The organism is Cupriavidus sp. FW305-46, from assembly GCF_058787075.1.
This window is the reverse complement of the sequence record NZ_JBYSZI010000008.1, coordinates 99,160-122,918: the sequence shown is the minus strand read 5'-3', so window position 1 is coordinate 122,918 and position 23,759 is coordinate 99,160. Positions and strand designations below refer to the sequence as shown.

Here is a 23,759-nt window from a genome sequence, read left to right as displayed (position 1 = left end):
CGGCCATGATGAAATCCCTAGTCGAAGCCGCCATCAAGCAGCGGCTGGTGGTGTGCGTGATAGCCGTGGTGCTGTTCTTCTTCGGCCTGCGCGCTGCCACCAGGCTGTCGGTGGATGCTTTCCCCGATGTCACCAACGTGCAGGTGCAGATCGCGACCGAAGCCGCGGGCCGCTCGCCCGAGGAAGTCGAGCGCTTTGTCACCGTGCCGGTGGAAATGGCCATGACCGGCCTGCCCGGCCTGGAAGAGATGCGCTCGCTGAACAAGGCGGGCCTGTCGCTGATCACGCTGGTGTTTACCGACGCCACTGACGTGTACTTTGCCCGCCAGCTGGTGATGGAGCGCCTGATCGAAGTGGGCGGGCGCATGCCGGAAGGCGTGTCGCCGGTGCTGGGCCCGGTTTCCACCGGCCTGGGCGAGGTCTACCAGTACACGCTGGACCGTGCCGACGACGGCAACCGCGAACTGACGCAGGAAGAGCTGGCCGAGCGCCGCATCGCCCAGGACTGGGTGGTGCGCCCGCTGCTGCGCTCGATTCCGGGCGTGGCCGAGATCAACTCGCAGGGCGGCTACGTGCGCCAGTACCAGGCGCTGGTCAACCCGGAACGCATGCGCCACTACCAGATCTCGACCCAGCAGGTGTATGAGGCGCTGGCGCGCAACAACGCCAACTCCGGCGGCGGCGTGCTGCCGCATTATGCCGAGCAGTACCTGATCCGCGGCGTGGGCCTGGCCCGCGGCGTGGATGACCTGGGCAGCATCGTGCTCAAGGAGATCAACGGCACGCCGGTGTACCTGCGCGACGTGGCCAACGTCACCATCGGGCATGAGGTGCGGCAGGGCGCGCTGGTCAAGAACGGCCAGACCGAGGCGGTCGGCGGCATCGTCATGATGATGCGCGGCGGCAATGCCAAGGAGGTGGTCAGCCGCGTGAAGGCGCGCGTGGCCGAGATCAACGAGCGCGGCATGCTGCCGGGCAAGCTGCAGATCGTGCCGTACTACGACCGCAGCGAACTGGTCGACTCCGCACTGTGGACCGTGACCAAGGTGCTGCTGGAAGGCGTGGTGCTGGTGGTGATCGTGCTGTTCCTGTTCCTGGGCGACGTGCGCTCGTCGGTGATCGTGCTGGCCACGCTGGTCTTGACGCCCTTGCTGACCTTCATGGTGATGAACGAGGTGGGGCTGTCGGCCAACCTGATGTCGCTGGGGGGGCTGGCCATCGCCATCGGCCTGATGGTGGACGGCTCGGTGGTGGTGGTCGAGAACGCGTTCGAGCGGCTCGGCCACAAGGAGCCGGGCCTCACCAAGACCGAGATCCTGGTCAAGGCCGTGCAGGAAGTGGCCACGCCGGTGATCGTTGGCGTGGGCATCATCATCCTGGTGTTCCTGCCGCTGATGACGCTGTCGGGCATGGAGGGCAAGATGTTCGCGCCGCTGGCGTTCACCATCTCGATCGCGCTGGCGATCTCGCTGTTCCTGTCGCTGACGCTGTCGCCGGTGCTGTCGTCGTACCTGCTCAAGGGCGGCGCCGAGCACGACACGCATGTGATCGCCTTCATGAAGCGCCACTACCTGCGCCTGCTGCACTGGGCGCTGGGCAACAGCCGCAAGACGGTGATCTGCGCGGTGGCGGCCTTCGTTGCCACGGTGGCGATCGTGCCGCTGCTGGGCACCTCGTTCATTCCGGAGATGAAGGAAGGCTCGATCGTGCCCGCGATCGACCGCGTGCCCAACATCTCGCTGGAAGAGTCGATCAAGCTGGAGAAGGAAGCCAACAAGCTGGTGCTGAGCGTGCCGGGCGTGAAGTCGGTGGTGTCCGGCGTGGGCCGCGGCGAAAGTCCGGCCGACCCGCAGGGCCAGAACGAGTCGACCCCGATCGCCAGCCTGAAGGACCGCGGCGAGTGGCCCGACGGCTGGACCCAGGACGATATCGCCAACGCCATCCGCGAAAAGCTCAAGGCCATTCCCGGCGTGCAGATCGTGATGGCGCAGCCGATCTCGGACCGAGTCGACGAAATGGTCAGCGGCGTGCGTTCGGACGTGGCGGTGAAGGTGTTCGGCGACGACCTGGACAAGCTGCGCGAGCTGGCGGGCGAGATTTCGCGCGTGGCCGGCGGCATCCAGGGCTCGCAGGACATCCGCATCGAGCGCGTGTCGGGGCAGCAGTACCTGTCGATCGAGATCGACCGCCAGGCGATTGCGCGCTACGGGCTGAACGTGTCCGATATCCATGACGTGATCGAGATCGCCATCGGCGGCAAGCGTGCCACGGACATCTTCGAAGGCGAGCGCCGCTTTGCCGCGGCGGTGCGCCTGCCGGAGGAGTTCCGCAACAACGAGCAGGCCATCCGCCAGCTGCTGGTGTCCACCCCCAACGGCACCCAGGTGCCGCTGCAGAGCGTGGCCAGGATCGAGGTCAACGACGGTCCGGCCCAGATCAGCCGCGAAATGGCCAAGCGCCGCGTGGTGGTGATGATCAACGTGAAGGACCGCGACCTCGGCGGCTTCGTGGCCGAGCTGCAGCAGGCCACCGACGCCAAGGTGAAGCTGCCCGAAGGCTACTACCTGGAGTGGGGCGGCCAGTTCCAGAACATGGAACGCGCCATGGGCCACCTGAAGATCATCGTGCCGGTGACCATCGCCGCGATCTTCTTCCTGCTGTTCCTGCTGTTCAACTCGCTGCGCTTTGCCACGCTGATCATCACGGTGCTGCCGTTTGCCTCCATCGGCGGCATCATCGGGCTGTTCGTCACCGGCGAATACCTGTCGGTGCCGGCCTCGGTGGGCTTTATCGCGCTGTGGGGCATGGCGGTGCTGAACGGGGTGGTGCTGGTGTCGTATATCCGCACGCTGCGCGACTCGGGTTTGTCGCTCGATGAAGCGGTGGTGCAGGGCGCGACCCAGCGGTTCCGGCCGGTGATGATGACCGCGACCATTGCGATGCTGGGCCTGGTGCCGTTCCTGTTCTCGACGGGGCCGGGCTCGGAGGTGCAGCGTCCGCTGGCGGTGGTGGTGATCGGCGGGCTGATCACGTCGACGCTGCTGACGCTGGTGATGGTGCCTACGCTGTATCGGTGGTTTGATGATCGCAGGCCGGATCCGACCAGGGATGTGCCGGTGTAAGGCAGCGGCTACCATCGAGTCCCGCTGGTTTGCTCCCCTCTCCCGCTTGCGGGAGAGGGAGCGCGCAAGTGGTCATTCAGAACCCTGCGCGCTTGCCAGCCGTTACAAGACAAAGGCCCCATGCTTGGCATGGGGCGTTTCTTATTTGCACAGCCGCCTGATTCAATAACCGTAATACGGCTGCTGCTGTTCGTAATACCCCGACGGCTGCGGGCCGCAAGGCACATAGGCACGGTCGTAGTCGCGGTAGCAATACCCCGGCGGCGCTGCCGGCGGTGCGTATGAGACGGGAGCCGGCGCGTAGGTCACCGGAGCCGGTGCGTACGTGACAGGGGGTGGTGCCGCCATGACCGGCGCCGAGGCCAGGGCCGCGCCAAAGGCCAGGCCGACCAGCGCGCCGACAGCGAGCACCGCTCCGGCATTCGAGCCGCCGCCGTGGTGGTGGTGGCGCCCGCGCGCCGACGCCGGGCCGGCTGCCACCAGCGCCACGCTCAGGGCAACCGCTGAAACGATTCGGGTGGAGGGGCGCATATCGGACTCCTTCTGATGCAGCTTGTGTGCATTGATGATGCACGCAAAGCGACCCTCAAGGTGTTTCTGCGCGGCCGGCGACTTGTTAGGGTTGTAACGGCTGCTTTAGAACCCATTTCATAATGAAGAAGGGGACGCGTTCAAGCCAGGCGCGGCGCAGGCTAGGCGCGGGCCGCCGGCCTTGGTCATTCCAAGGTCAAGGCCCGTAACGACGCATGCGCCGCGCCTGGCTTGAACCCGAAGGGAAGGCTGCTGCCGGGCCGCATGGCGTTGTTGCGGCCTCCTAGCGTGGAATAACCACGCGGCGTCGGCCACGCCTAGCCCTGCGGCCCGGCAGCAGCCTTCGCGCCCCTTCTTCATTATGAAATGGGTTCTTAATGCCGGTCAGCCGGCGGCCAGCGCGCGCTCTGGCTCCTGCCCGAATGGCGGCATGTTCTCCAGCCGCAGCGATTGCGGCACCGACAGCGAGATGTCCGCGGCGCGCAGGCGCTTGAGGATTTCGAACAACAGGTCGCTGCGCGTGTTGGCGGCGATGCGCGGGCTGCCGACATAGCCCGTCACCGACAGCGTGATGCCGTTGGGCGCCAGCTGGCTGAACATGACCGAGGGTGCCGGCACGTCCAGGATGCTCTCGTTCTCGCGGTAGACGTCCAGCAGCAGGTCGCGCAGCTGTTCGGGGTCGGTATTCAGGGGGAAGGTAAGTTGCAGCGACGCCACCCCCTGGGTGCTGTTGCTCATGGTCACGTTGCGCAGGTTCTGCGAGATCAGCTGCGAGTTGGGCACGATCACGGTGGAGCGGTCGCCCAGCTGGATCTCGGTGGCGCGCACGTTGATGCGGCGGATATCGCCCTCCACGCCGGCAATGCTGACCATGTCGCCCACCTTGACCGGCCGCTCGGTCAGCAGGATCAGGCCGGAGACGAAGTTCTTCACGATCTCCTGCAGGCCGAAGCCGATACCCACCGACAGTGCGCTGACGATCCACGCCAGGTTGTCCCAGCGCACGCCCAGCAGCGACAGCACCAGCAGCACCAGCAACACGTAGCCGACATTGCTGTACAGCGTGATCAGCGAGGCGCGCAGGCCCGGCTCCTTGCAGACCTTGGGCAGCAGTTCCCCATCGAGCCAGCGCCGCACCGAGCGCAGCAGCCAGATGCCGACTCCGAGAGCGATCAGCGCATTCAGGATGCGGTCGGGCATGATGTTGAGACTGTGCAGCTTCTCGCCGCCCAGCACCATTACCAGGCTGTTGAGCAGGTCCGCGGGTGTGGTGCCGAAGCCGCCGGTCAGCAGCGCCAGCACCGCCACCAGCAGCAGCACGCTGGCGCCGATGCCTGACAGGATGGTGGAGGCCTGCTCCAGGTGCGAATCGTCCACGCCGAACAGCTGCTTGATGACACGGCCGCTGGCGTAGTTGGTCGAGAGCAGGCTTTCGCAGACGTCGCGCGTGACCTGGGTCAGCAGGTACAGGCTGCACAGCACGATGTCGAACCAGACCAGCTCGTAGGTCAGGAAGCGCGCAAAGCTGATGTAGCCGGCCAGCAGCGCCACCACCGACACCAGCACGATGACCGACACGCCGGCGTGGATCATGCCCGCCAGCGTGGCGCGCGCCTCGGGCCGCTCGCCGGCGGCCGCCAGCAGGTTGCGCACGCGGTTGGCGCGCAGCAGCGCGGCGCCGATGGTCAGCACCACCACCAGCGAGACCAGCCCGCGCCCCAGCAGCGTGACCTGCACGCTGGTATCGGCAATGCGGTTCAGCTGCTCGAGCGTACCGGCCAGCAGCAACAGGCCGGCCAGCACGGCGGGGAACGGCTTCATCGCCAGCGCCACCGGATCGGCCAGCGCCGGCAGGCGCCAGGAGGGATGGCGCGTGCACAGCAGCGCGCGCCCCAGGCCCGCGATCAGCGCGCTGGTCAGCGTCAGCTTGAGCAACTGGCCGTACAGCTCGACCAGGTCCGGCGGCAGTTCATAGCTGCGCGTGAAGGCGTTGTAGACCAATTGCACCGCCAGCCCGGTGGTGCACACGGTGGCCAGCGTGGTGGCCAGTGCCAGGGCGCTGCGGCGCAGGCGCGTCTCCGGCAGCTTGTGCAGGCAGAACCACGCCAGTGCCCGTTCCGCCAGGCGCCGGCCCAGGGTCCATACCGCCAGGGCCAGCAACAGCAAGGCGATGGTGGCGGCGCGCTGTGAGGGCTGCCAGGCCAGTTGTGCCATCGGCACCACCTGGTCGGTGAAGGAGGCCAGGCGCGCCTGGTCTTCCTGTGTCGGGCTGACCAGCGGCTTCCAGAACTGCGGGTTCAGGATGCTCTCGGAGCGCAGCGCGAGCTGGTCCTTCATCTGGCCGCGCTGCAGCCGCGCCAGCTGGTCGCTCAGGTTGGCGATGTTCGCCTTGCTCTCGCCTGCCTGCTTGAGTTGTGCGTCAAGCTGGGCACGGCGCGCATTCAGTTCGGCGCGCTGCCTGACCACCGCCGGCGCTTCCTTGGTGGTGCCGGCCGCCGGTGGCGGACCCAGCACGTCCAGCTGCGCCTGCAGCTGCGCCCGCTGCGGGGTCAGCGCCGAAGACAGCTTGTCGACGTCGGCATCGAGCTTCTGCAGCGTTTCTTCGAGTTCATGCAGCCTGGTGTTGCCATCCGGGTCGGAGGCCTGCTGCTTGATGCGGTCCTGCTCGGTCTGCAGGCGCTTGAGTTCGGCGGCGGCCTCGCCGTGGCTGATGGCGGGCGCCTGCTGGGCGCCGGCCTCGGAAGCTGCTTCTGATGCCGGGGCGGCCAGTGCGGCGGGCAGCGTGGCCGGCATCAGGTGGCATAGCGCAGCGAGCGCAAGGCCCAGTGCGAGCCGTGAAACTTTGCTCATGGCGGAATCTCGTCGGATGGTGACTTGCGGCGGCTCCGGCATCGGCAACGGCATCGCGCTGGCACGCGTCGGATGCGGCGGCGATGGGATGCGGGAACGGCCGGAGCACCGGCAATGAACACGGGAAGGGGGCCGCTCGCTGGCGCTCCCTTCGGCGAAGTCTGGTCAGGGCACGAAGCGCGGCGGGCTGCCTGGCAGGCCGGTGTGCGGGACACGGGACGTGCTGACCGATGGCGGCGGGACCAGAGGACACGAAAAACGGCCTTGCCGCGGTTCGCGAGATTATACGAAAGCGGATACGCCACCCAGCCGTTCCTTGTGTCGGATAGCGCACTGGGTGACATTTTGATACGGATGCGCGCGCGGTGGCGCGTGGTCTGCGGGAATCGCATTACCATCACGGTCTTCGGGCCGCAGGCGGCCCATTTCATTACCAGGAGATGGCATGGCTGTTCCGTCAGGCACGGAAAAGGCGCAGCTCGGCGGCGGGGCCGGGCAGATTGAAATGTTGGTCGATCGTCCCGCCGGCGCGCTGCGAGGCATCGCCGTGGTCGCGCATCCGCATCCGCTGCTGGGCGGCTCGGCCACGCACAAGGTGCCGCACCAGTTGGCCAAGGCGCTGGTGGCACGCGGCTTCCTGACCGTGCGGCCGAATTTCCGCGGGGTCGAGGGGTCCGCGGGGCAGCATGACCAGGGCAGCGGCGAGGCGCAGGACATGCTCGCCGTGGTCGCCCATCTGCGCGAGGCCCATCCCGGCCTGCCGCTGGCACTGGCCGGCTTTTCCTTTGGTGCGTTCGTCATGGCCCATGTCGCCGCCACGCTGGCGGCGCAGTCCGTGCCGATCCGCCACCTGGTGCTTGCCGGCACGCCTTACGGCACCGTCAAGGCGCACCGCAGCTATGACACGCCGGCCGTTCCCGCCGATTGCCTGGTGGTCCACGGCGAGCGTGACGAGCGCGCGGAACTCGGCGCGCTGTTCGACTGGGCGCGCCCGCAGGGGCTGCCCGTGGTAGTGGTGCCGGGGGCGGACCACTTCTTTACCGGCAAGCTGCCGCTGCTGGTCCGTATCGTCGGCGGCTACCTGGATCGTCCCGATGCGGGGGCGGCCGCCTGACGGCTTAAGGGCGCCAGGCCTCAGGCGTTCGGCATCGCCGGTGCGCCGCCGATCGGGTCGGGATGGATCTGCATCAGCGCGGCGCGCTTCTCCAGCAAGTGCTGGCGCAGGATGGCCGCCAGCCGCTTGCCGTCGCGGGCTTCCAGCGCGCGGATCATCTCTTCGTGATCGTGCACGGCGCGGTCCCATTTGTCGGTCTGGTGGTTGGAGCGGAAACGCATCGCCTTGAGCCGCCGGTTGAGCGTCAGGTAGGTCTGCTGCAGCGTCTGGTTGCGCGCGGCCCCGGCGATGCGGTCGTGGATCTCCTGGTTGCGGGCGTAGTAGCCGGGCAGGTCGTTCTGCGCGCGGCAGGCCAGCATGGCGTAGTGCAGCGCCTTGATCTCGGCCAGCTCCGGCGGCGTGATGCGCTCGCAGGCCAGTTCCCCGGCAAAGGCCTCCAGGCCGCTCATCAGCTCGAAGGCTTCCCAGGCCTCGGCCTCGCTCATCCGTGACACGCTCGCGCCGCGGTTGGGCGAGATCTCGATCAGCCCCTCGGCGGCCAGCACCTTCAGCGCCTCGCGCAGCGGAGTGCGCGAGATGCCCAGCGTTTCACACAGCTCGCGCTCATTGAGCTTCATGCCCGGCGGCAGCACCCCCTCGACGATAAAGTTGCGCAGGTGGTCGACCACGGTGTCGTGCAGCCGCTGGCGCACGACCCTGGGCAGGAGCGGGGCGGCGGCCGCACCGGTGCCGTCCGGAGTTTGCATGCAATGTCCCTGTCATTGGCGTTGCGCCATTCTAAGACATTGCCGGCGGGCGGCGGCCCCCTCCGAGCCTAGCGCGCCGGACCGCGCAGCGGCATGCCGTTTTCGCGCGGCGCCTGTGAGCCTTCGCCCCGCCCGATCAGCGCCACCGACAACGCCGACACAACCCCAGCAAAGGCCACGTAGGCGCAGATCTGCCAGGGCTTGCCGCCGCCCGACTTGAGCAGTGCCGTGGCGATGATGGGCGTGATGCCGGAGGCGAAGATCCCCGAGAACTGGTAGACGAACGAGATCCCCGTGTATCGCACCCTGGCATCGAACAGCTCGCAGAACAGCGCCGCTTCCGGGCCGTAGACCGCGGCGTAGAGGATGCCGAACGGCACCACGATGGAGAGCCACAGCAGCATGGTGCTGCCGCCGCTGTTCAGCATCAGCCAGAACGCCGGGAAGGCGGACAGGGCCGTGATCAGCGAGCCCCAGAAATACACGCGGGTGCGGCCGATGCGGTCGGACAGGTGGCCGAAGAACGGAATGAAGAAGCACATCGCAATGGCCGCCGCCATCACGCCGACCAGTGCTTCAGTCCGGCTGATATTGATGGTCTGGGTCAGGTAGGTGATCGAGAACACGCCGAAGATGTTGAAGAAGACCCCGTCGATATAGCGCGCGCCCATGCCCTTGAGGATATTGCCCGGGTAGCGCCGCATCATGTCGACAAAGGGAATCCGGGTCTCGGCATTGCGCTGCTTGATCACGGCGAATTCAGGCGTCTCCTTGACGTTGAGGCGGATATACATGCCCACGAACACCATTCCCGCCGAGATCAGGAAGGCCACGCGCCAGCCCCACGCCAGGAATTGCGCATCGGTCAGGGTCAGCGACAGCAGCGCCACCACGCCGGATGCCAGGCACAGTCCGATCGCCAGCCCGATCTGCGGCAGCGACGCATAGAAGCCCCGTTTGCCCGGCGGTGCGTACTCATAGGCCATCAGCACCGCGCCGCCCCATTCGCCACCCAGGCCGATGCCCTGCAGCACGCGCAGCAGCAGCAACAGGATCGGCGCGAGGATGCCGATGCTGTCGTAGGTCGGCACCAGCCCGATCAGGAAGGTGGACACGCCCATGATCATCAGCGTGATCACCAGCATGCTCTTGCGGCCGACCTTGTCGCCGAAGTGCCCGAAGATCACGCCGCCCAGCGGCCGCGTGACAAAGCCCACCGCAAAGGTGGTGTAGGCCAGCATGGTGGCCACCAGCGGGTCATTGCCGGGGAAGTACAGCTTGTTGAAGACCAGGCCGGCGACCACGCCGTACAGGAAGAAGTCATACCACTCGATGGTGGCGCCGATTACGGACGCCAGCGCGACCTTGCGGATCGCCTGTTCGTTGGGGCTTGTCATGCTTGTCTCCTCAGGTGATGGGCGGCGTCCTCTGGAAGGATGGTTATGGACGCCGGATGCACTGCAGGGTTTGGCCTTGTTATGGATGCCTGGCCTTGGTTGTTCGCAATCAGGACTGGCGCAAGCCGCTCAGGCGGCTGCTGCCATCGGGGTCGCCACATCGACGGGATGCATTTCCCGCCGTGCGTCTTCGCGGATGAAGTCGGCCGCGCGCTCGGCCATCATCACCACCGGCACGTTGGTGTTGCCCGAGACCAGCGTGGGCATCACCGAGCAGTCCACCACGCGCAGCCCGCCCACGCCATGCACGCGCAGGCGCGCATCGACCACCGCCAGTGGATCGGCGGCGGGCCCCATTTTCGCGGTGCCCGACGGATGGAAGATGGTGGCACCGTACTCGCGGCAGAAATGCAGGATCTCGTCGTCGCTGCGCACCTCGTCGCCCGGCCGGAACTCGCGTTTCATCAGGCCGCGCATCGGTTCGGTCTGCGCCACGCGCCGGGCGTAGCGTACCGCTGCCACGGTGCAGCGCCGGTCCAGCTCGGCCGACAGGTAGTTGGGCTGCATCGACGGCGGCTCATACGGATCGGTCGAGCGGATCCGCACCGTGCCGCGCGACTCGGGCCGCAGCTGGCATACCGAATAGGTGCAGCCGGAGAAGGGATGCACCATGCCGCCGGCCATGTCGGCGGACAGGGTCGAGAAATGGAACTGCGTATCCGGCGTGGCGCTTTCCTGCGGCAAGGCGCGGCAGAACATCGCGCCCTGGTTGATGCCGATCGCCAGCGGCCCCTTGCGCATCAGCAGCCATTCCAGGCCCATGCGCGCCTTGCCCGTCAGCGAGCGCAGCTGGTCGTTGGTGGTGATCGGCTTGGCCACCTCGTAGATCAGCCGCACCTGCAGATGGTCCTGCAGGTTCTCGCCCACGCCCGGCAGGGCATGCACTACCGGTACGCCCAGATCCTGCAGCAACGGCGCCGGGCCGATGCCCGACAGCTGCAGCAACTGCGGCGACTGCAGCGCGCCCGCGCACAGGATCACCTCGCGCCGCGCCCGCAGGATATAGGGCTGGCCATGCTGGGTGTAGCGCACGCCCACGGCACGCTTGCCTTCGAACAGGATCCCGGTGGTGTGGGCATCGGTCTCGACGCGCAGGTTCGTGCGCCCGCGCGCCGGACGCAGGTAGGCCACCGCGGTGGAGCAGCGCCAGCCGTTGCGGGTGGTGAGCTGGTAATAGCCCACGCCCTCCTGGTCGCCACCGTTGAAGTCGGTCTTGCGCGGCAGGCCCAGCGCCTGGCCGGCGCCGATGAAGGCATCGACCAGCGGATGCTGCCGGTCGATCGAGGTCGCGTTCAGCGGGCCGTCGGTGCCGCGCGTGGGGCCGGCGCCAAGGTCGTTGTTCTCGAGCTTGCGGAAGTAGGGCAGACAGTTGTCCCAGCCCCAGCCAGGATTGCCCAGCGTCTCCCAGTGGTCATAGTCCTCGCGCTGGCCGCGCACGTAGATCAGGCCGTTGATGGCGCTGCTGCCGCCCAGCGTGCGGCCGCGCGGCCAGTAGATGCGGCGATTGAGCATGTTGGGATCGGGATCCGTATAGAAGCCCCAATTCACTTTCTTGTGGAACATGGTCTTGCCATAGCCGATCGGGATATGGATCCACGGGTAGCGGTCGGGCGGGCCGGCCTCCAGCAGGCAGACCGAATAGCGGCCGTCTTCGCTGAGCCGGTTGGCCAGCACGCACCCGGCCGAGCCGGCGCCTACCACGATGTAGTCAACGGTTTGCGACATCGTCGCTGTCTCCTTTTTCTGGCCGGCAGGCACGTAGCCACCCGGCTTCGATCTATAATCTGAAACGTTCTGTTCCGGATTTTATTTTTCAAAACCGGAATGGAAAGCTCAATCGCGAGGAGACGCCGGTTGTGAAACAGAACGTGCAATTCCCGTTTCAGAATCGCACTGCAGCAGAGGACGGGACGGTGGAGGACGATGCACGCAGCCTGCGCGTGCTGATGGTGCTGTCCAGCCTGGCCAGGGCACAGCACCCGCAAACGCTGTCCCAGCTTTCGCAGCGGTTGCATGTGCCCAAGGCGACACTGATGCGCCTGCTGGCCGCCATGGAGCGCACCGGCTTCGTGGTCCGCATGCCGGCCGAGCGCGGCTATGTGCCCGGCCCGGGCGCCGCGTCGCTGGCACTGCAGACCCTCAGGAGCCCGCCGATGCTGCGCGAGTGCCGCGCCATCCTGGCCAGGCTGGTGGCGAGCCTGGGCGAGACCTGCAATCTCACCGCGCTCGACGGCGACCGGGTCCTCTATGTGGAGCGCGTCGAGACGCACGAGCCACTGCGCCTGCAGTTGTCGCCCGGCATCCACGTGCCGCTGCACTGCACCGCCAGCGGCAAGCTGTTCCTGTCAGCCATGAACCGGCTGGAACGCCAGCAGATGCTCAGGCGCCTGGACCTGGCCCCGCACACGCCGCGCACGCTGTCCGATGTGCCGGGACTCAATACCGAGCTGGACCGGCTGGGCGCGCGCGGCATCGGCGTGGACCATGAGGAATTCGTGCGCGGCATGTGCGCGGTGGCAGTGCCGGTGCGCGAGTCGGATGGCGAGGGTTCAGGCCGGGTGGTGGCCGCGATTGCCTGTCATGCGCCGACGGCGCGGGCATCGCTTGAGGCGCTGCTGCAGGCGGTGCCGACGCTGCAGGGCGCGGCCAGGGAGATGGCTGCGGTGCTGTGCGGGCACTGAGCCGGGCCGGCTTCCCGCTCAGCGCTTGCGAACGCCAGCCGCCGCCACCGCGCGCGCGGCCAGCAACGGCACCGGCTCGGCCGTGACGGTCTCGCCGGCCCGGCGCATGACGAGCTCGCGAAACAGGCGCGCCGGCGTGCGTGGCGTGAGTTCGCCGTTCCAGACCGCGACCACCGGCTCCACGCGGCTGCCGAGTTCGAAGCGAAGCACTCTCGCCACCTTGGCCAGGGCGAGCTGCGCGGCAATGCGCTCGGGGAACACCGCGAGGAAATGACCCGCCTGCAACAAGCTGGCCGTGGCGGCCACATCGCTGGTGCGGATGCCCAGCGAGGGCGCCGGCGCCCCAAGGGTATGAAACGCCGTGTGCAGCAGGTGAAGCATGCGCGAGCCGGCCACCGGAATGCACCATTGCTGCCCGGACAGTTCCTGCGCCGCCAGCTTGCGGCGCGTGAGCAGCGGATGGTCCAGGCTGGCGACGATCACCACCTTCTGTGCCGGGACTACCGGTGCCGTGCGCAGCGCGGGTAGCGACAGGCGCGGATCGTCATAGGCGAACAGCAGGTCCAGCGAGCCATCCACCAGTTGATCCGCCAGTTCGCCGATGCCGCCTTCGATCACGCTGATCTCCACGCGCGGATGGTCACGGTAGAAGTCGCTCATCGCCCGCGCCAGGAAGGGCTGCACCGACATCGTCCGGAACGCGATGCGCAACGCCCCCTGGCTGCCGGCGCGCACTGCCTGCAGCGATTCGGCGAGCCGTTCGAGCTGCGCCAGCAAGACCGCCGCATGGGCTGCCATCTCCCGTCCGGGCTCGGCCAGGTGCAGGCCGCGGCGGCCGCGCTCGAACAGCGGCATGCCCACGATGTCTTCGATCTCGGCCAGGGTCTTGGACACCGCGGCGGGGCTGACATGAAAGCGCGCGGCGACGGCTGCGGCGGTTGGCATCTCGCTCAGCGCCAGCATGATGCGCAGGTGGCGCAGCTTGAGGCGGCCAAGCAGGGTATGGGCGAAGGCTTCGGCGGGCATGGGGCAGGCGACGATCGGCAGGGCCGGGTGGCTCATTCTATAAGTTAACCATTTGCTCAACAAACAGCGATTTTTATTCGCTTTTGGTATCGGAACCGATCCCATATAGTCGGCGCATCACCTGATTCATTCCAAGCCATCACGAGGCAATCAGACCTCAGGAGGAGACCCATGGAAGCCATGAGCCATTTGCGCTCGATCATGCGCGGCATGCTTGCCGGCGCAGCCTTGCTCGCAGCCACTTGCGCAACTGCCGCACCTGCGTGGCCCGACCGGCCGCTGCGCCTGGTGGTGCCGTTCCCGGCCGGCGGTTCCTACGACATCATCGGCCGCACGCTCGCGCGCAAGCTGGAACAGCGGCTGGGGCAGCCGGTGGTGGTGGAGAACATCGCCGGCGGCGCGACCGTGCCGGGCGTGTCGTCGGTGCTCAAGGAGAAGGCCGACGGCAATACGCTGCTGCTGGCCAGCGACGGCACGCTCAGTATCAATCCGTTCACGATCAAGGGCCTGCGCTATCGCCCCGAGACCGACCTGACGCCGGTGACCATCGTCAGCACCGTGCCGCACTGGATCATCACGCGCGCCGACCGCAAGGAGATGACGCTGGGCGAGCTGAAGACGCATATCCAGCGCAACCCCGGCAAGGTGTCGATCAGCATCAACGTCGTCGCGGGGGCTGCGCACCTCGGCCTGGCCGACTGGAAGCGCCGCAATGGCCTGGATTTCACCATCGTTCCATACCGCGGCTCGCCGCCGGCCATGGCGGACCTGATCGGCGGCCAGACCTATGCGCATGTCGATGTGATCGGCTCTTCGGTCAATTACGTCCAGGATGGCAAGGCCAGGCCCCTGGCCACGCTGCAGGCGGAGCCCGTCACGCAGTTTCCCGGCCTCGAAACGCAGAAGGCGGGCGGCACGGATGCGCTGCAGGTACGCGGCAACCTGGCGCTGGTGGTCAAGGCGGGCACGCCGGCTCCGGTCATCGACCGGCTCTACAAGGAAGTGAAGGCCAGCGTTCAGGAAGCGGACTTTGCCGCGCGCCTGCAGACGCTTGCCTATGAGCCGGTCCTTTCCACCCCCGAGCAGGCCCGCCGCTTCCTGCAGGCGGAAACGATCCGCTACGGCGCCATTGCGCGCGCGGTCGATCTCGAATCCAACTGAACCCTTCACGCTGTCGGAGCCAGTCCATGCGTTTTGTCATTGCCCTGATGCGGCATGAAACCAATACCTTTTCGCCGATTACCACGCCATTGAGCGCGTTCAACCGCGGCAGCACCGCTGGCCCGCTCTACGGCGACGACGCGGTGCGTGCGTGCCAGGGCACCAACAGTGCCGCGGCCGCGTTCATCGACCTGGTACGCCGCCAGGGCGACGAGTTCGTGATGCCCCTGATGGCGAGCGCGGTGCCCAGTGGCATGGTGACCGCACAGGCATTCGAGTCGATGGCGGCCAGCATTGTCGAGGCGGTGCGCGCGGGCTGCGATGCCGTGATGCTGGACCTGCACGGCGCCATGGTGGCCGAGGGCTATCCGGATGCCGAAGGCGAACTGCTGGCACGCATCCGTGCCGCCGCGCCCGAGGTGCCGATCGCGGTATCGCTGGATTTCCACGCCAACTTCAGCGTTGCGCTGGTTGACAATGCGACCGTGATCGCCGGCTACTGCACCTATCCCCACGTGGACGTGTACGAGACCGGCGCACGCGCCGCCCGTACCCTGATGGCGGCGCTGCGAGGCGAGGCCCGCCCGGTCCTGTTGTGGCGCACGCTGCCGATGCTCACCCACATGCTGCGCCAGACCCCGCGCGCGCAACCCATGAAGGACATCATGGAGCGTGCGATGGCGGCCGAGCGCGATGGCGAGGTGCTCAACGCCTCGGTGTTCGGTGGCTTTCCGCTTGCCGATATCCCGCATACCGGACTGGCCGTGGTGATCGTGGCGGATGCCGCCAGGGTCGACGCAGGGCGGCGCCTGCTCGACGAGCTCTGCGGCATGGCGTGGGAACGCCGGGCTGATTTTGTTTTTCCGATCGAGCCGATGGAGGAATCCATCGCGCGCGCCAAGACGCTCACGCAGGGCCCGGTCGTGCTGGTCGACCATGGCGATAACTGCGGCGCAGGCGGGCCGACGGATGAAATGACGGTGCTGGGCGAAGTCCTGCGCCAGGAGCTCGAAGGCGTGGTCGCCGGGCCGTTCTGGGACCCGGGCGCCGTGGCGGAACTGATTGCCGCCGGCGTCGGGCAGTCCGTCACGCTGGATGTGGGCGGCAAGACCGACATGCCCGCGCTGGACCTGAAGGGCCGTCCGCTGCGGCTGAGCGGCCGGGTGCAGTGCATTACCGACGGCAACTACCAGGTCACCGGCCCGATGTTCACAGGCATGAAGCTGAGCCTGGGCCGCACCGTGGTGCTGGATGTCGCCGGCACGCTGGTCGTGATCTGCGAGAAGCCGCAGGAGCCGTTCGATACCGGCGTGTTCACGCACGCAGGCATCGACTTGTCGCGCCGCAGATACATCCTGATCAAGTCGCGCCAGCACTTCCGCGCCGGGTTCGAGCCGATCGCCAGCGAGATCGTGCTGGTGGCCGGCCCCGGAGTCTGCAGCTCTGACTACAGCCAGTTCCCGTTCCGCAACCTGCGCCGGCCGATCTATCCGCTGGAAGCACATACCGTGCTCGAGGCTGCCTGAGCGCATCCGCCGCCGTCAACCGGAGTGACCGTATGACCTATTCGACCCCCTTGCGACGGCTGGCCGCCGCGCTGGCATTGGCCCTGGGTGCCAATGCCGTTCCTGCCAAGGCTGCCCCCGCCAGCGGCGACGCGCCCGTGCGCATCGTCGTCGGCTTCGCGGCCGGTGGCGCGCTGGACATCTTCGCGCGCACGCTTGCTGAAAAGCTGCGTGTTTCGCTCGACACGCCCGTCCTGGTCGAGAACCGCCCCGGCGCATCGGCGCGGCTGGCACTGGAGAACGTCAAACGCGCGCCGCCGGACGGCAAGACGGTGCTGATCTCGCCCGCGCCGCCGTTCACCATCTTTCCGCTGACCTACAAGCGCCTGGCCTATGACCCCGACAAGGACCTGGTTCCGGTCGCCTACCTGGCCGATGTGCCGCTGGTGGCGTCCGCCAGCGTCAACCAGCCCTATCGGACCATGCCGGAATACCTGGCATGGGTGAAGCGCAACCCGGACAAGGGCGGCGTCGGGCTGGTCACGCTCGGCGGCAGCATTCATTTCGGCGTGCTGTCGCTCAGCAAGTCGATTGGCGTGCCGTTGCTGCCCACTGCCTATCGCGGCGCCGTCATGATGCTGACCGATGAGATCGGCGGCACGCTGCCGCTGGGTATCGATGCGGTGGGGGGCCAGATGGAGCTGTACCGGGCGGGCAAGATCCGTTTCCTCGGCGTCACCGGGACCCGCCGGTCGGCACTGCTGCCTGATGTGCCAACGCTGGCGGAGGCGGCCGCGCCGGGTTTCGAGGCGGCGTCCGGCTGGTACTCGGCCTTTGTGCCGGCGGGGACGCCGCCGGCTGCGGTAGCGAGGATCGAGAAGGCGCTGCTCGACGCCATCAAGGATCCCGTGGTGCGCGACAAGATGTCGGCGCTGGGCATGGAGATGAACGGTAAGCCGGGGGATGCCCTGCGCAAGCTCATCCAGGCGCAGCGCACGCAGTGGGGCCCGGTGGTCGCGGCCTCGGGCTTTACGGCCAGCGAATGAGGCCGGCCGTCCAGGCGGGGGTGGCGCGGGTATCGCTTGCTGCCTACCCTGTCTGCACAGGGCTGTGCCGCAACAGCTGCCCGACCCGCTCGCGCAGCATCGGCAGCACTTCGCCCTCAAACCAGGGATGCTGCTTGAACCACGGCTGGTTGCGCGGTGACGGATGCGGCAACGGCACGAAGCCGGGCGCGTAGTCCTTCCATGCCCTGACGGTCTCGGTCAGCGTCGGCTTGCGGCGCGCCCCGAGGAAATGGCGCTGCGCGTACTGGCCGACCAGCAAGGTCAGCTCGATCGACGGCAGTTCCGCCAGCAGCCGGTCGAGCCACAGTGGCGCGCATTCGCGGCGCGGCGGGTTGTCGCCGCTCTTGCCGCGTCCGGGATAGCAGAACCCCATCGGGATGATCGCGAACTGCGATTCGTCGAGGAAGGTGGCGGTATCGACCCCAAGCCACTGCCGCAGGCGCTCGCCGCTTGCATCGTTCCAGGGGATGCCGGTTTCATGCACGCGTATCCCCGGCGCCTGGCCGACGATCAGGATGCGCGCCTCGGCCCCGACGCGCACGATCGGGCGCGGGCCGAGCGGCAGGTGTGGCGCACAGGCGCGGCAAGCCCGTACTTCGGTCAGCAGGGTATCGAGCGAGGAGCGTTGGCTTCCCTCAGGCGTTGGCTTGGATTTCCGCATAGCTCATGCCGTCTGGAAACTCATCCGCTTTGCCTGCGAGATCGACATGGCCGCCACTTGCACATGCGGGGCCAGCTTGGCCTGGGCGGTCTCCAGCGTCCAACGCGTGGACGGGACGGAGATATTGATGGCGCCCACCGGCAGGCCGCGGTGGTCGGTGATTGCTGCTGCGACGGAGATGTCGCCGACCACGGTCTGGTTCATGGCCACGGCATAGCCGCGTTCACCGGCCTCGCGGATCGCCGTCATCAGCTTGTCGGGGTCGGTTTCAGTGAACGGCGTGATGGGGTTCAGTGCGGTCGCCCGCACCACCTCCAGGCGCTGCGCTTCGGGCAGCTTCGACAGGATCGCAATCCCGGACGCGGTGTACACGGCCGGGAGCCGGTACCCGACCCCGAAATCGACGTTGATCAGGTGCTGCCCGGGGAAGCGGGCCAGGAACACGATCTCGTGCCCGTCGAGTTCCTGCAGGTTGGCGGTTTCCCCCAGCGTGCGGCTGATATCGAGCAGGTAGGGCGATGCGCGCTCGACCAGGTCGTTGGAGCGCAGGTAGTTGTACGACAGGCCCAGTGCCTTCGGCGCAAGCCCATACATCGCCGAATCGGGCAGGCGCCGGATGTAGCCCAGCTGTTCCAGGGTGTGCACCAGCCGCTGGGTGGCGCTGCGGTCGAGATCGGCCGCCCGTGCGATCTCCGCCATCGACATCAGGCGGCGGTCCGGGCCGTGGAAGGCTTCCAGCACCTGGAAGGCCTTTTCCACCGAACCGACGAACAGGGACGAACGCTCGCGCCTTGTGCGCAGCCCGTTGCCTTCATTACCTGAATCCACACAACCTCCTGCTCGTCCTTGTCATTGTTTTCATGGCTTACAGTGCGGCCAGCCGCGCGGCATGGTCGTCCGAGAGCGCGGCAGTGTCCAGCCTGGCGGCCTGCGGAACGCCGAGCAGCCGCAGCGTGGTCTCGAATTCTCCACGCAGGATGGCCAGCACTTCCGCCACGCCGCGGGGACCGCGCGCCGCCAGCCCGTAAAGCGGTGCGCGCCCCACCAGCACGCCGCGGGCGCCCATTGCCAGCGCCTTGGCGATGTCGGCGCCGCGGCGCACGCCGCCATCGACGAATACGTGCATCCTGCCCGCCGCCGCGACGATGGCGGGCAGCATCTCGACTGCGCTGGGCGCGCCTTCCAGCTGGCGGCCGCCGTGGTTGCTGACCACGATGCCATCCAGGCCCTGGCGGGCGGCGATTTCCGCGTCGGCCGGCGTAAGGATACCCTTGATGATGACGGGCCCGTGCCAGTGCCGGCGCAGCCAGGCGATGTCGTCCCAGCACAGCGACATGTCCATCTGCCGGCTCAATCCCGCCGCCTGCGCCTTCAGGTCGTTGGCCATCCCGCTGCTGCGGGCCAGGTTGACCAGCTGCGGCGAGCCGCCCTGGCGCAGCATGCGCAGGCACCAGCGCGGATGGGCCGCCAGGTCGGCCAGCAGCCGCGGCGTCCACGGCACCGGCATGCGAAAGCCGTTGCGGATGTCATGGTCGCGCTTGCCGTGCACCATGGTGTCGACGGTCAGCATCAGCGTGCTGAAGCCGGCGGCGCGTGCGCGCGCCATCATGTTTTCGGCGATGGCGCGGTCGCGCTGCACGTAGAGCTGCAGCCACAGGTCGCCGTCAGTGGCGGCGCGCACGTCTTCGATCAGCGAGGTCGATGCCGTCGACATCACGAAGGGCAGGCCCACGGCGTGTGCGGCCCGTGCCAGCGCCTCTTCGGCCTTCGGCCAGTACAGTCCGTTCAGCCCCGTGGGGCCCACCAGCAACGGCAGGCGGTACTTGCGGCCGAAGATCTCCATGCCGGGATCGATCTCCGTGACGTCGCGCAGCACGCGCGGCCGGAACAGCAGTGCCTGGTATGCGGCCAGGTTGCGTGCCAGCGTGCGCCCGTCCTCCGCGCCTCCCTCCAGATAGTCGAAGGCGAAGCGCGACAGCCGGCGCCGCGCCAGGTCCCGATAGTCCTTGATGGCCGGCAGCATGATCGTCGGCGCCTCAGGCGAGGGCGGCCTCGGCTTGCAGCCGCTGCGTCAGTTCGGCACGCAGCTGTGCCTGCAGCCCGGGCGCCGGCGCTACCAGCGGTGCCAGCACCTTCGGCGCGGTCACGCCCACCAGGTCGAGCACGGATTTCAGCGGCCCCGGATTGGTTTCGGAGAAGGCCAGGTCCAGCAACGGAATCAGCTCGCGGTGCAGGCGTACCGCTTCAGCGGTATTGCCGGCCACGCCGAGCTCATAGATGGCACGCCAGGTGCGCGGCAGCACGGAGGCGGTCACGACCACGCCACCCCTGGCACCCGCCGCCATGTGCAGCGGGAACAGGCTGTCCTCGCCGCTGAACACGCTGAAGCTGTCGTCGACACCCGCCACCACCTTGAGGAAGTGGTACATGTCGGTGTTGCAGGCTTTCATGCCGATGATGTTTTCGTGGCGCGACAGCTCGTGCAGCACCTCGGGCGCGATCGCGATCCGCGTGCGGTAGGGGATCTCGTAGATCATGACCGGCACCGGCGAGGCGTCGGCATAGCGCAGGAAGTAGTCGCGGATGCCTTGCTGGGTCGGCGAGGTGTAATAGGGCGTCAGCACCATCAGGGCAGAGGCGCCAACGCCGGCAAAGGCCTTGCCCGCATCTAGCGCATCGTGGAACCCTGGGTCGAGCACGCCGGGAATGACGGGAACCTGGCCAGCCGCTGCTTCGACGCAAAGGGCCGCCATGCGGACGCGCTCCTCGCGCGAGAGGGCACCGTATTCGCCGGTGCCGCCCAGCGGCACCACGCCGGCAACGCCGTTGGCCAGCAGGTAGGCCATCAGCTTGCGCGTGGCGTCCTGGTCGATCCTGTCGTCGGCCGTCACGGGCGTCGGGATGGCGGGGAAGATGCCGCGCAGGTCGGCGGCGGTAAGCTTGTTGTTCATGGATAGGGTTCTCAGCGCCCTGCGCTCTTGCGGCGCAAGCGCTCGGCGCAGGTGATCAGGATGGTAACGAAGACGAACAGGCAGGTAGACACCGCGGCAATCACCGGTGAAAGCTGCAGCGTCACCTCGTCCCAGAACTGCTTGGGCAGGGTGGCGCTCAGTCCGCCAGAGGCAAACAGGGCGATCGTCAGCTCGTCGAACGAGGTGGCGAAGGCGAACAGGAAGGACGAAAACAGGCCGGCGGCGAGGATCGGCAGCGTCACGTAGCGCAGCGTCTGCCAGGGCCTGGCGCCCAGGCTTTGCGCCGCCAGGTCGAGCCGCGTGTCGTAGTTGCGCAGCACCGCCATCATCGTCATGACGACATAGGGCACGGCAATCACGGTGTGGCCGATCATCAGGCCGAGCGAGGTGCCGACCAGCCCGACCCTGGCGAAGAAGTAGAACATCCCCACCGCGATGATCATGCGCGGGATGATGATCGGCGACAGCACGAACGCCAGCAGCAGCGACTTGCCCCGCATCTGCGAGCGCGCCAGCAGGAACGCCACCGGCGTGCCGACCAGCAGCGCCAGCACCGCGGCGCCAAGGCCGACCAGCAGCGAGCGCAGCCCGGCCTGCATCCACAGCGGCGACGCGAGCAAGTCCTGGTAGTGCTGCAGCGTGAAGCCGCGCGGCGGCCAGTTCAGGCCCGACTTGTCGGCGAACGACAGCGGGATCATCAGCAGCGCCGGCACGCTCAGGAACAGCAGTACCATCAGCACGATCGTGCGCAGCGGCAGCGAGTCGCCCGGCTGCGGCTCGCGCCGGCCGCGCGGCACCAGTGCCAGCAGCTTGTCGCTGACCGTTCCCAGTGCGCCCAGCACGCTGTCGCCGAGCCGATGCAGCACGCCATCGTGCGCGGCGGCGGAGCGGGTGCGTTGCTCTGCTCCGCCTGCCATCGACGAGAGCCCGAGCACCTTGTCATACAAGGCGAATACCGCCAGCACGACCAGCAGCAGCAACACCGAGATCGAGCCGGCGAAACCCCAGTTCATGGTCTGCTGCACCTGGTCGATGATCAGCTGGGCGACCATGATCTCTTTGCGTCCGCCCAGCAGCGCGGGCACGATAAAGAAGCCGACGGCGGTGACGAACACCATGATGGCGCCAGCCGCCACGCCCGGCATCGAGAGCGGAAAGTAGACGCGCCAGAACGCCGTGCCAGGCCGTGCCCCAAGCGTAAGCGCCGCGCGCGGGAGGTTGCGGTCGATGTTCTCCATCACCGACAGCATGGTCAGCACCGCCAGCGGCATCAGCGCGTGCACCATCGCCACCAGCACGGCGCCGAGGCTGTATAGCAGGTTGGACGGCGCGTCCTGGATGCCCGCGGCGCTCAGCAACTGGTTGACCACGCCGTTGCGGCCCAGCATCACGATCCAGGCAAAGGCGCGCACCAGGAAGCTGGTCCAGAACGACAGCAGCACCCAGAACAGCCACTTTGCCTTCCTGTCCTTCGACAGCGAGGAGATCAGGTAGGCCACCGGATAGCCGGCGACCACGGAGAGCAGCGTGGTCCAGAGCGAGATCTTCAGCGTGATCAGCATCACGTCGACGTAGACCGACGACGCAAACAGCTGGCGGTACTTGGCCAGCGTGAAGGCACCGTCGCTGTAGACGCTCAGCAGCAGCAGCTGGCCGACCGGGTAGACCAGCAGCACCACGAACAGGAGCACCAGCGGCGCGGCCAGCAAGGCGGGCCGCAGCCAGGGTAGGGGTCGGCGTTGCAGGGCGACGGCGGTCATAGGGAATCCGGGACGGCGACAGCGTCGCTGCGCTGCCAGGTGAGCGTGACTTGCTGCCCGACCGCGTGCCGGGAAGCGCCCATCGAGGTGGGGTAAGACAGCACCACCGGGGCCTGGCCGGCGGCATCGGATTCCACGTACAGCTTGGTCAGGCTGCCGGTGATCATGCTGTCAAGCACTTTGCCGCTGACCGCATTGGCGGCGGTGACGCCGTTGGCCATGGCGATGTTCTGCGGCCGCACCATGACCCGCACCTTGCCCCCGGCGGCCACCGGCGCATTGGTGACCGCGTGGGCGACGGCGCCCCCCTGTGCCAGCGCCACCTCCACGTGGTCGCCGCGCACTTCCGTGACCGTGCCCTCGAACAGGTTCGATTCGCCCAGGAAGTCGGCCACGAACAGCGTGCGCGGGCGGAAGTACAGGTCCGACGGCGTGCCTAGCTGCTCGATCTTGCCGCCGTTCATCAGGCAGATGCGGTCAGACATCGTCATCGCCTCTTCCTGGTCGTGGGTGACATAGACGATGGTCGTGCCCAGCTCGCGGTGGATGCGCTTGATCTCCAGCTGCATGTGGTCGCGCAGCTTCTTGTCCAGGGCGCCCAGCGGTTCATCCATCAGGATGATCGACGGCTTGTAGACCAGGCAGCGGGCCAGCGCGATGCGCTGCTGCTGGCCGCCCGAGAGTTCCTTCGGGAAGCGCGCCGCGACGTGGGGCAGGCGGACCATTTCCAGTGCTTCCAGTGCCTGGCGCCTCGCCGTGGCCGCGTCGACCCGGCGCATCTTCAGCGGGAAGGCGATGTTCTCCGCGATCGTCATGTGCGGGAACAGCGCGTAGTTCTGGAACACCATGCCGATATCGCGCTCGTAGGGGGCGCCATAGGTCACGTCCTTGCCATTGATCAACAGCTGGCCGCCGTCCGGCACGGCCAGCCCGGCGATCAGGCTGAGCAGCGTGGTCTTGCCCGAGCCCGAAGGGCCCAGGAGGGTAAGGAATTCCCCCTCCGCCACTTCAAGGTCGGTCGGGGCCAGCGCGACGAAGTCGCCATAACGCTTGGTCAGCCCGGAAATCTTGAGTTTGAAATTCGGCATCGTGTCGTTGCTGGTGGT

At 67.5% G+C, this 23,759-nt stretch carries 18 protein-coding genes; 6 read left to right on the top strand and 12 right to left on the bottom strand.

Annotated elements, in window-relative coordinates; all coding sequences use genetic code 11:
- Nucleotides 1-5 precede the first annotated feature (5 nt).
- Nucleotides 6-3,122 (top strand): efflux RND transporter permease subunit, encoded by a 3,117-nt coding sequence (locus AC3WON_RS06170; protein WP_492317430.1) that lies wholly within the window; start codon nt 6-8, stop codon nt 3,120-3,122.
- Nucleotides 3,123-3,284: 162 nt separating this feature from the next.
- Here AC3WON_RS06170 and AC3WON_RS06165 read toward each other — a convergent pair whose 3' ends face one another.
- Complete coding sequence (locus tag AC3WON_RS06165) at nt 3,285-3,653, bottom strand: hypothetical protein (RefSeq protein ID WP_035818922.1); 369 nt, start codon at nt 3,651-3,653, stop codon at nt 3,285-3,287.
- Between the two features lie 384 nt (nt 3,654-4,037).
- A complete protein-coding gene (locus AC3WON_RS06160) occupies nt 4,038-6,503 on the bottom strand; it encodes a DUF3772 domain-containing protein (protein WP_492319453.1) in 2,466 nt (821 codons plus the stop codon).
- Nucleotides 6,504-6,948: 445 nt separating this feature from the next.
- Between AC3WON_RS06160 and AC3WON_RS06155 the strand changes: the two genes are divergently transcribed.
- Nucleotides 6,949-7,617 carry an alpha/beta hydrolase gene (locus tag AC3WON_RS06155; RefSeq protein ID WP_492319454.1) on the top strand — a complete coding sequence of 223 codons (669 nt, stop codon included), beginning with the start codon at nt 6,949-6,951 and terminating at the stop codon, nt 7,615-7,617.
- Nucleotides 7,618-7,637: 20 nt separating this feature from the next.
- Here AC3WON_RS06155 and AC3WON_RS06150 read toward each other — a convergent pair whose 3' ends face one another.
- The 3 genes from AC3WON_RS06150 to AC3WON_RS06140 all read right to left on the bottom strand — a co-directional run bounded on the left by AC3WON_RS06150 (nt 7,638) and on the right by AC3WON_RS06140 (nt 11,545).
- Nucleotides 7,638-8,363 (bottom strand): GntR family transcriptional regulator, encoded by a 726-nt coding sequence (locus AC3WON_RS06150; RefSeq protein ID WP_492340417.1) that lies wholly within the window; start codon nt 8,361-8,363, stop codon nt 7,638-7,640.
- A gap of 68 nt (nt 8,364-8,431) precedes the next feature.
- Nucleotides 8,432-9,760, bottom strand: coding sequence for an MFS transporter (locus tag AC3WON_RS06145; RefSeq protein WP_492319456.1), 1,329 nt, complete (start codon nt 9,758-9,760; stop codon nt 8,432-8,434).
- Nucleotides 9,761-9,889: 129 nt separating this feature from the next.
- The gene (locus tag AC3WON_RS06140; protein ID WP_492351382.1) at nt 9,890-11,545 is read right to left on the bottom strand and encodes a GMC family oxidoreductase; all 1,656 of its coding nucleotides are present in this window, start codon (nt 11,543-11,545) and stop codon (nt 9,890-9,892) included.
- Between the two features lie 131 nt (nt 11,546-11,676).
- Between AC3WON_RS06140 and AC3WON_RS06135 the strand changes: the two genes are divergently transcribed.
- On the top strand, nt 11,677-12,501 hold the full coding sequence (locus tag AC3WON_RS06135; protein WP_492351381.1) for an IclR family transcriptional regulator: 825 nt from the start codon (nt 11,677-11,679) through the stop codon (nt 12,499-12,501).
- Between the two features lie 18 nt (nt 12,502-12,519).
- Here the strand turns inward: AC3WON_RS06135 and AC3WON_RS06130 are convergent, their stop codons facing one another.
- Nucleotides 12,520-13,563 (bottom strand): LysR family transcriptional regulator, encoded by a 1,044-nt coding sequence (locus AC3WON_RS06130; RefSeq protein ID WP_492351380.1) that lies wholly within the window; start codon nt 13,561-13,563, stop codon nt 12,520-12,522.
- Nucleotides 13,564-13,698: 135 nt separating this feature from the next.
- Here AC3WON_RS06130 and AC3WON_RS06125 point away from each other — a divergent pair, with 135 nt between their 5' ends.
- Genes AC3WON_RS06125 through AC3WON_RS06115 form a run of 3 tightly spaced genes read left to right on the top strand, consistent with a single transcriptional unit; the run spans nt 13,699 to nt 17,239 of the window.
- Nucleotides 13,699-14,688 carry a Bug family tripartite tricarboxylate transporter substrate binding protein gene (locus AC3WON_RS06125; protein WP_492351379.1) on the top strand — a complete coding sequence of 330 codons (990 nt, stop codon included), beginning with the start codon at nt 13,699-13,701 and terminating at the stop codon, nt 14,686-14,688.
- 26 nt (nt 14,689-14,714) lie between these two features.
- Complete coding sequence (locus tag AC3WON_RS06120) at nt 14,715-16,214, top strand: M81 family metallopeptidase (protein ID WP_492319461.1); 1,500 nt, start codon at nt 14,715-14,717, stop codon at nt 16,212-16,214.
- Between the two features lie 32 nt (nt 16,215-16,246).
- The gene (locus AC3WON_RS06115; RefSeq protein ID WP_492319462.1) at nt 16,247-17,239 is read left to right on the top strand and encodes a tripartite tricarboxylate transporter substrate-binding protein; all 993 of its coding nucleotides are present in this window, start codon (nt 16,247-16,249) and stop codon (nt 17,237-17,239) included.
- Between the two features lie 43 nt (nt 17,240-17,282).
- Here the strand turns inward: AC3WON_RS06115 and AC3WON_RS06110 are convergent, their stop codons facing one another.
- The 6 genes from AC3WON_RS06110 to AC3WON_RS06085 are packed head-to-tail and all read right to left on the bottom strand — an operon-like array spanning nt 17,283 to nt 23,741.
- A complete protein-coding gene (locus AC3WON_RS06110) occupies nt 17,283-17,921 on the bottom strand; it encodes a uracil-DNA glycosylase family protein (protein ID WP_492319463.1) in 639 nt (212 codons plus the stop codon).
- 3 nt (nt 17,922-17,924) lie between these two features.
- Nucleotides 17,925-18,749 carry an IclR family transcriptional regulator gene (locus AC3WON_RS06105; protein WP_010810310.1) on the bottom strand — a complete coding sequence of 275 codons (825 nt, stop codon included), beginning with the start codon at nt 18,747-18,749 and terminating at the stop codon, nt 17,925-17,927.
- 37 nt (nt 18,750-18,786) lie between these two features.
- On the bottom strand, nt 18,787-19,944 hold the full coding sequence (locus AC3WON_RS06100; RefSeq protein ID WP_492351378.1) for an alpha-hydroxy acid oxidase: 1,158 nt from the start codon (nt 19,942-19,944) through the stop codon (nt 18,787-18,789).
- Nucleotides 19,945-19,957: 13 nt separating this feature from the next.
- The gene (dapA, locus tag AC3WON_RS06095; RefSeq protein WP_492319465.1) at nt 19,958-20,872 is read right to left on the bottom strand and encodes a 4-hydroxy-tetrahydrodipicolinate synthase; all 915 of its coding nucleotides are present in this window, start codon (nt 20,870-20,872) and stop codon (nt 19,958-19,960) included.
- Nucleotides 20,873-20,883: 11 nt separating this feature from the next.
- Entirely contained in the window at nt 20,884-22,653 is a 1,770-nt protein-coding gene (locus AC3WON_RS06090) for an ABC transporter permease subunit (RefSeq protein WP_492351377.1), read from the bottom strand.
- Nucleotides 22,650-23,741, bottom strand: a complete 1,092-nt coding sequence (locus tag AC3WON_RS06085; RefSeq protein ID WP_058696498.1) for an ABC transporter ATP-binding protein — start codon at nt 23,739-23,741, stop codon at nt 22,650-22,652. Before AC3WON_RS06085 ends, AC3WON_RS06090 begins: the two co-directional genes overlap by 4 nt.
- Nucleotides 23,742-23,759 lie beyond the last annotated feature (18 nt).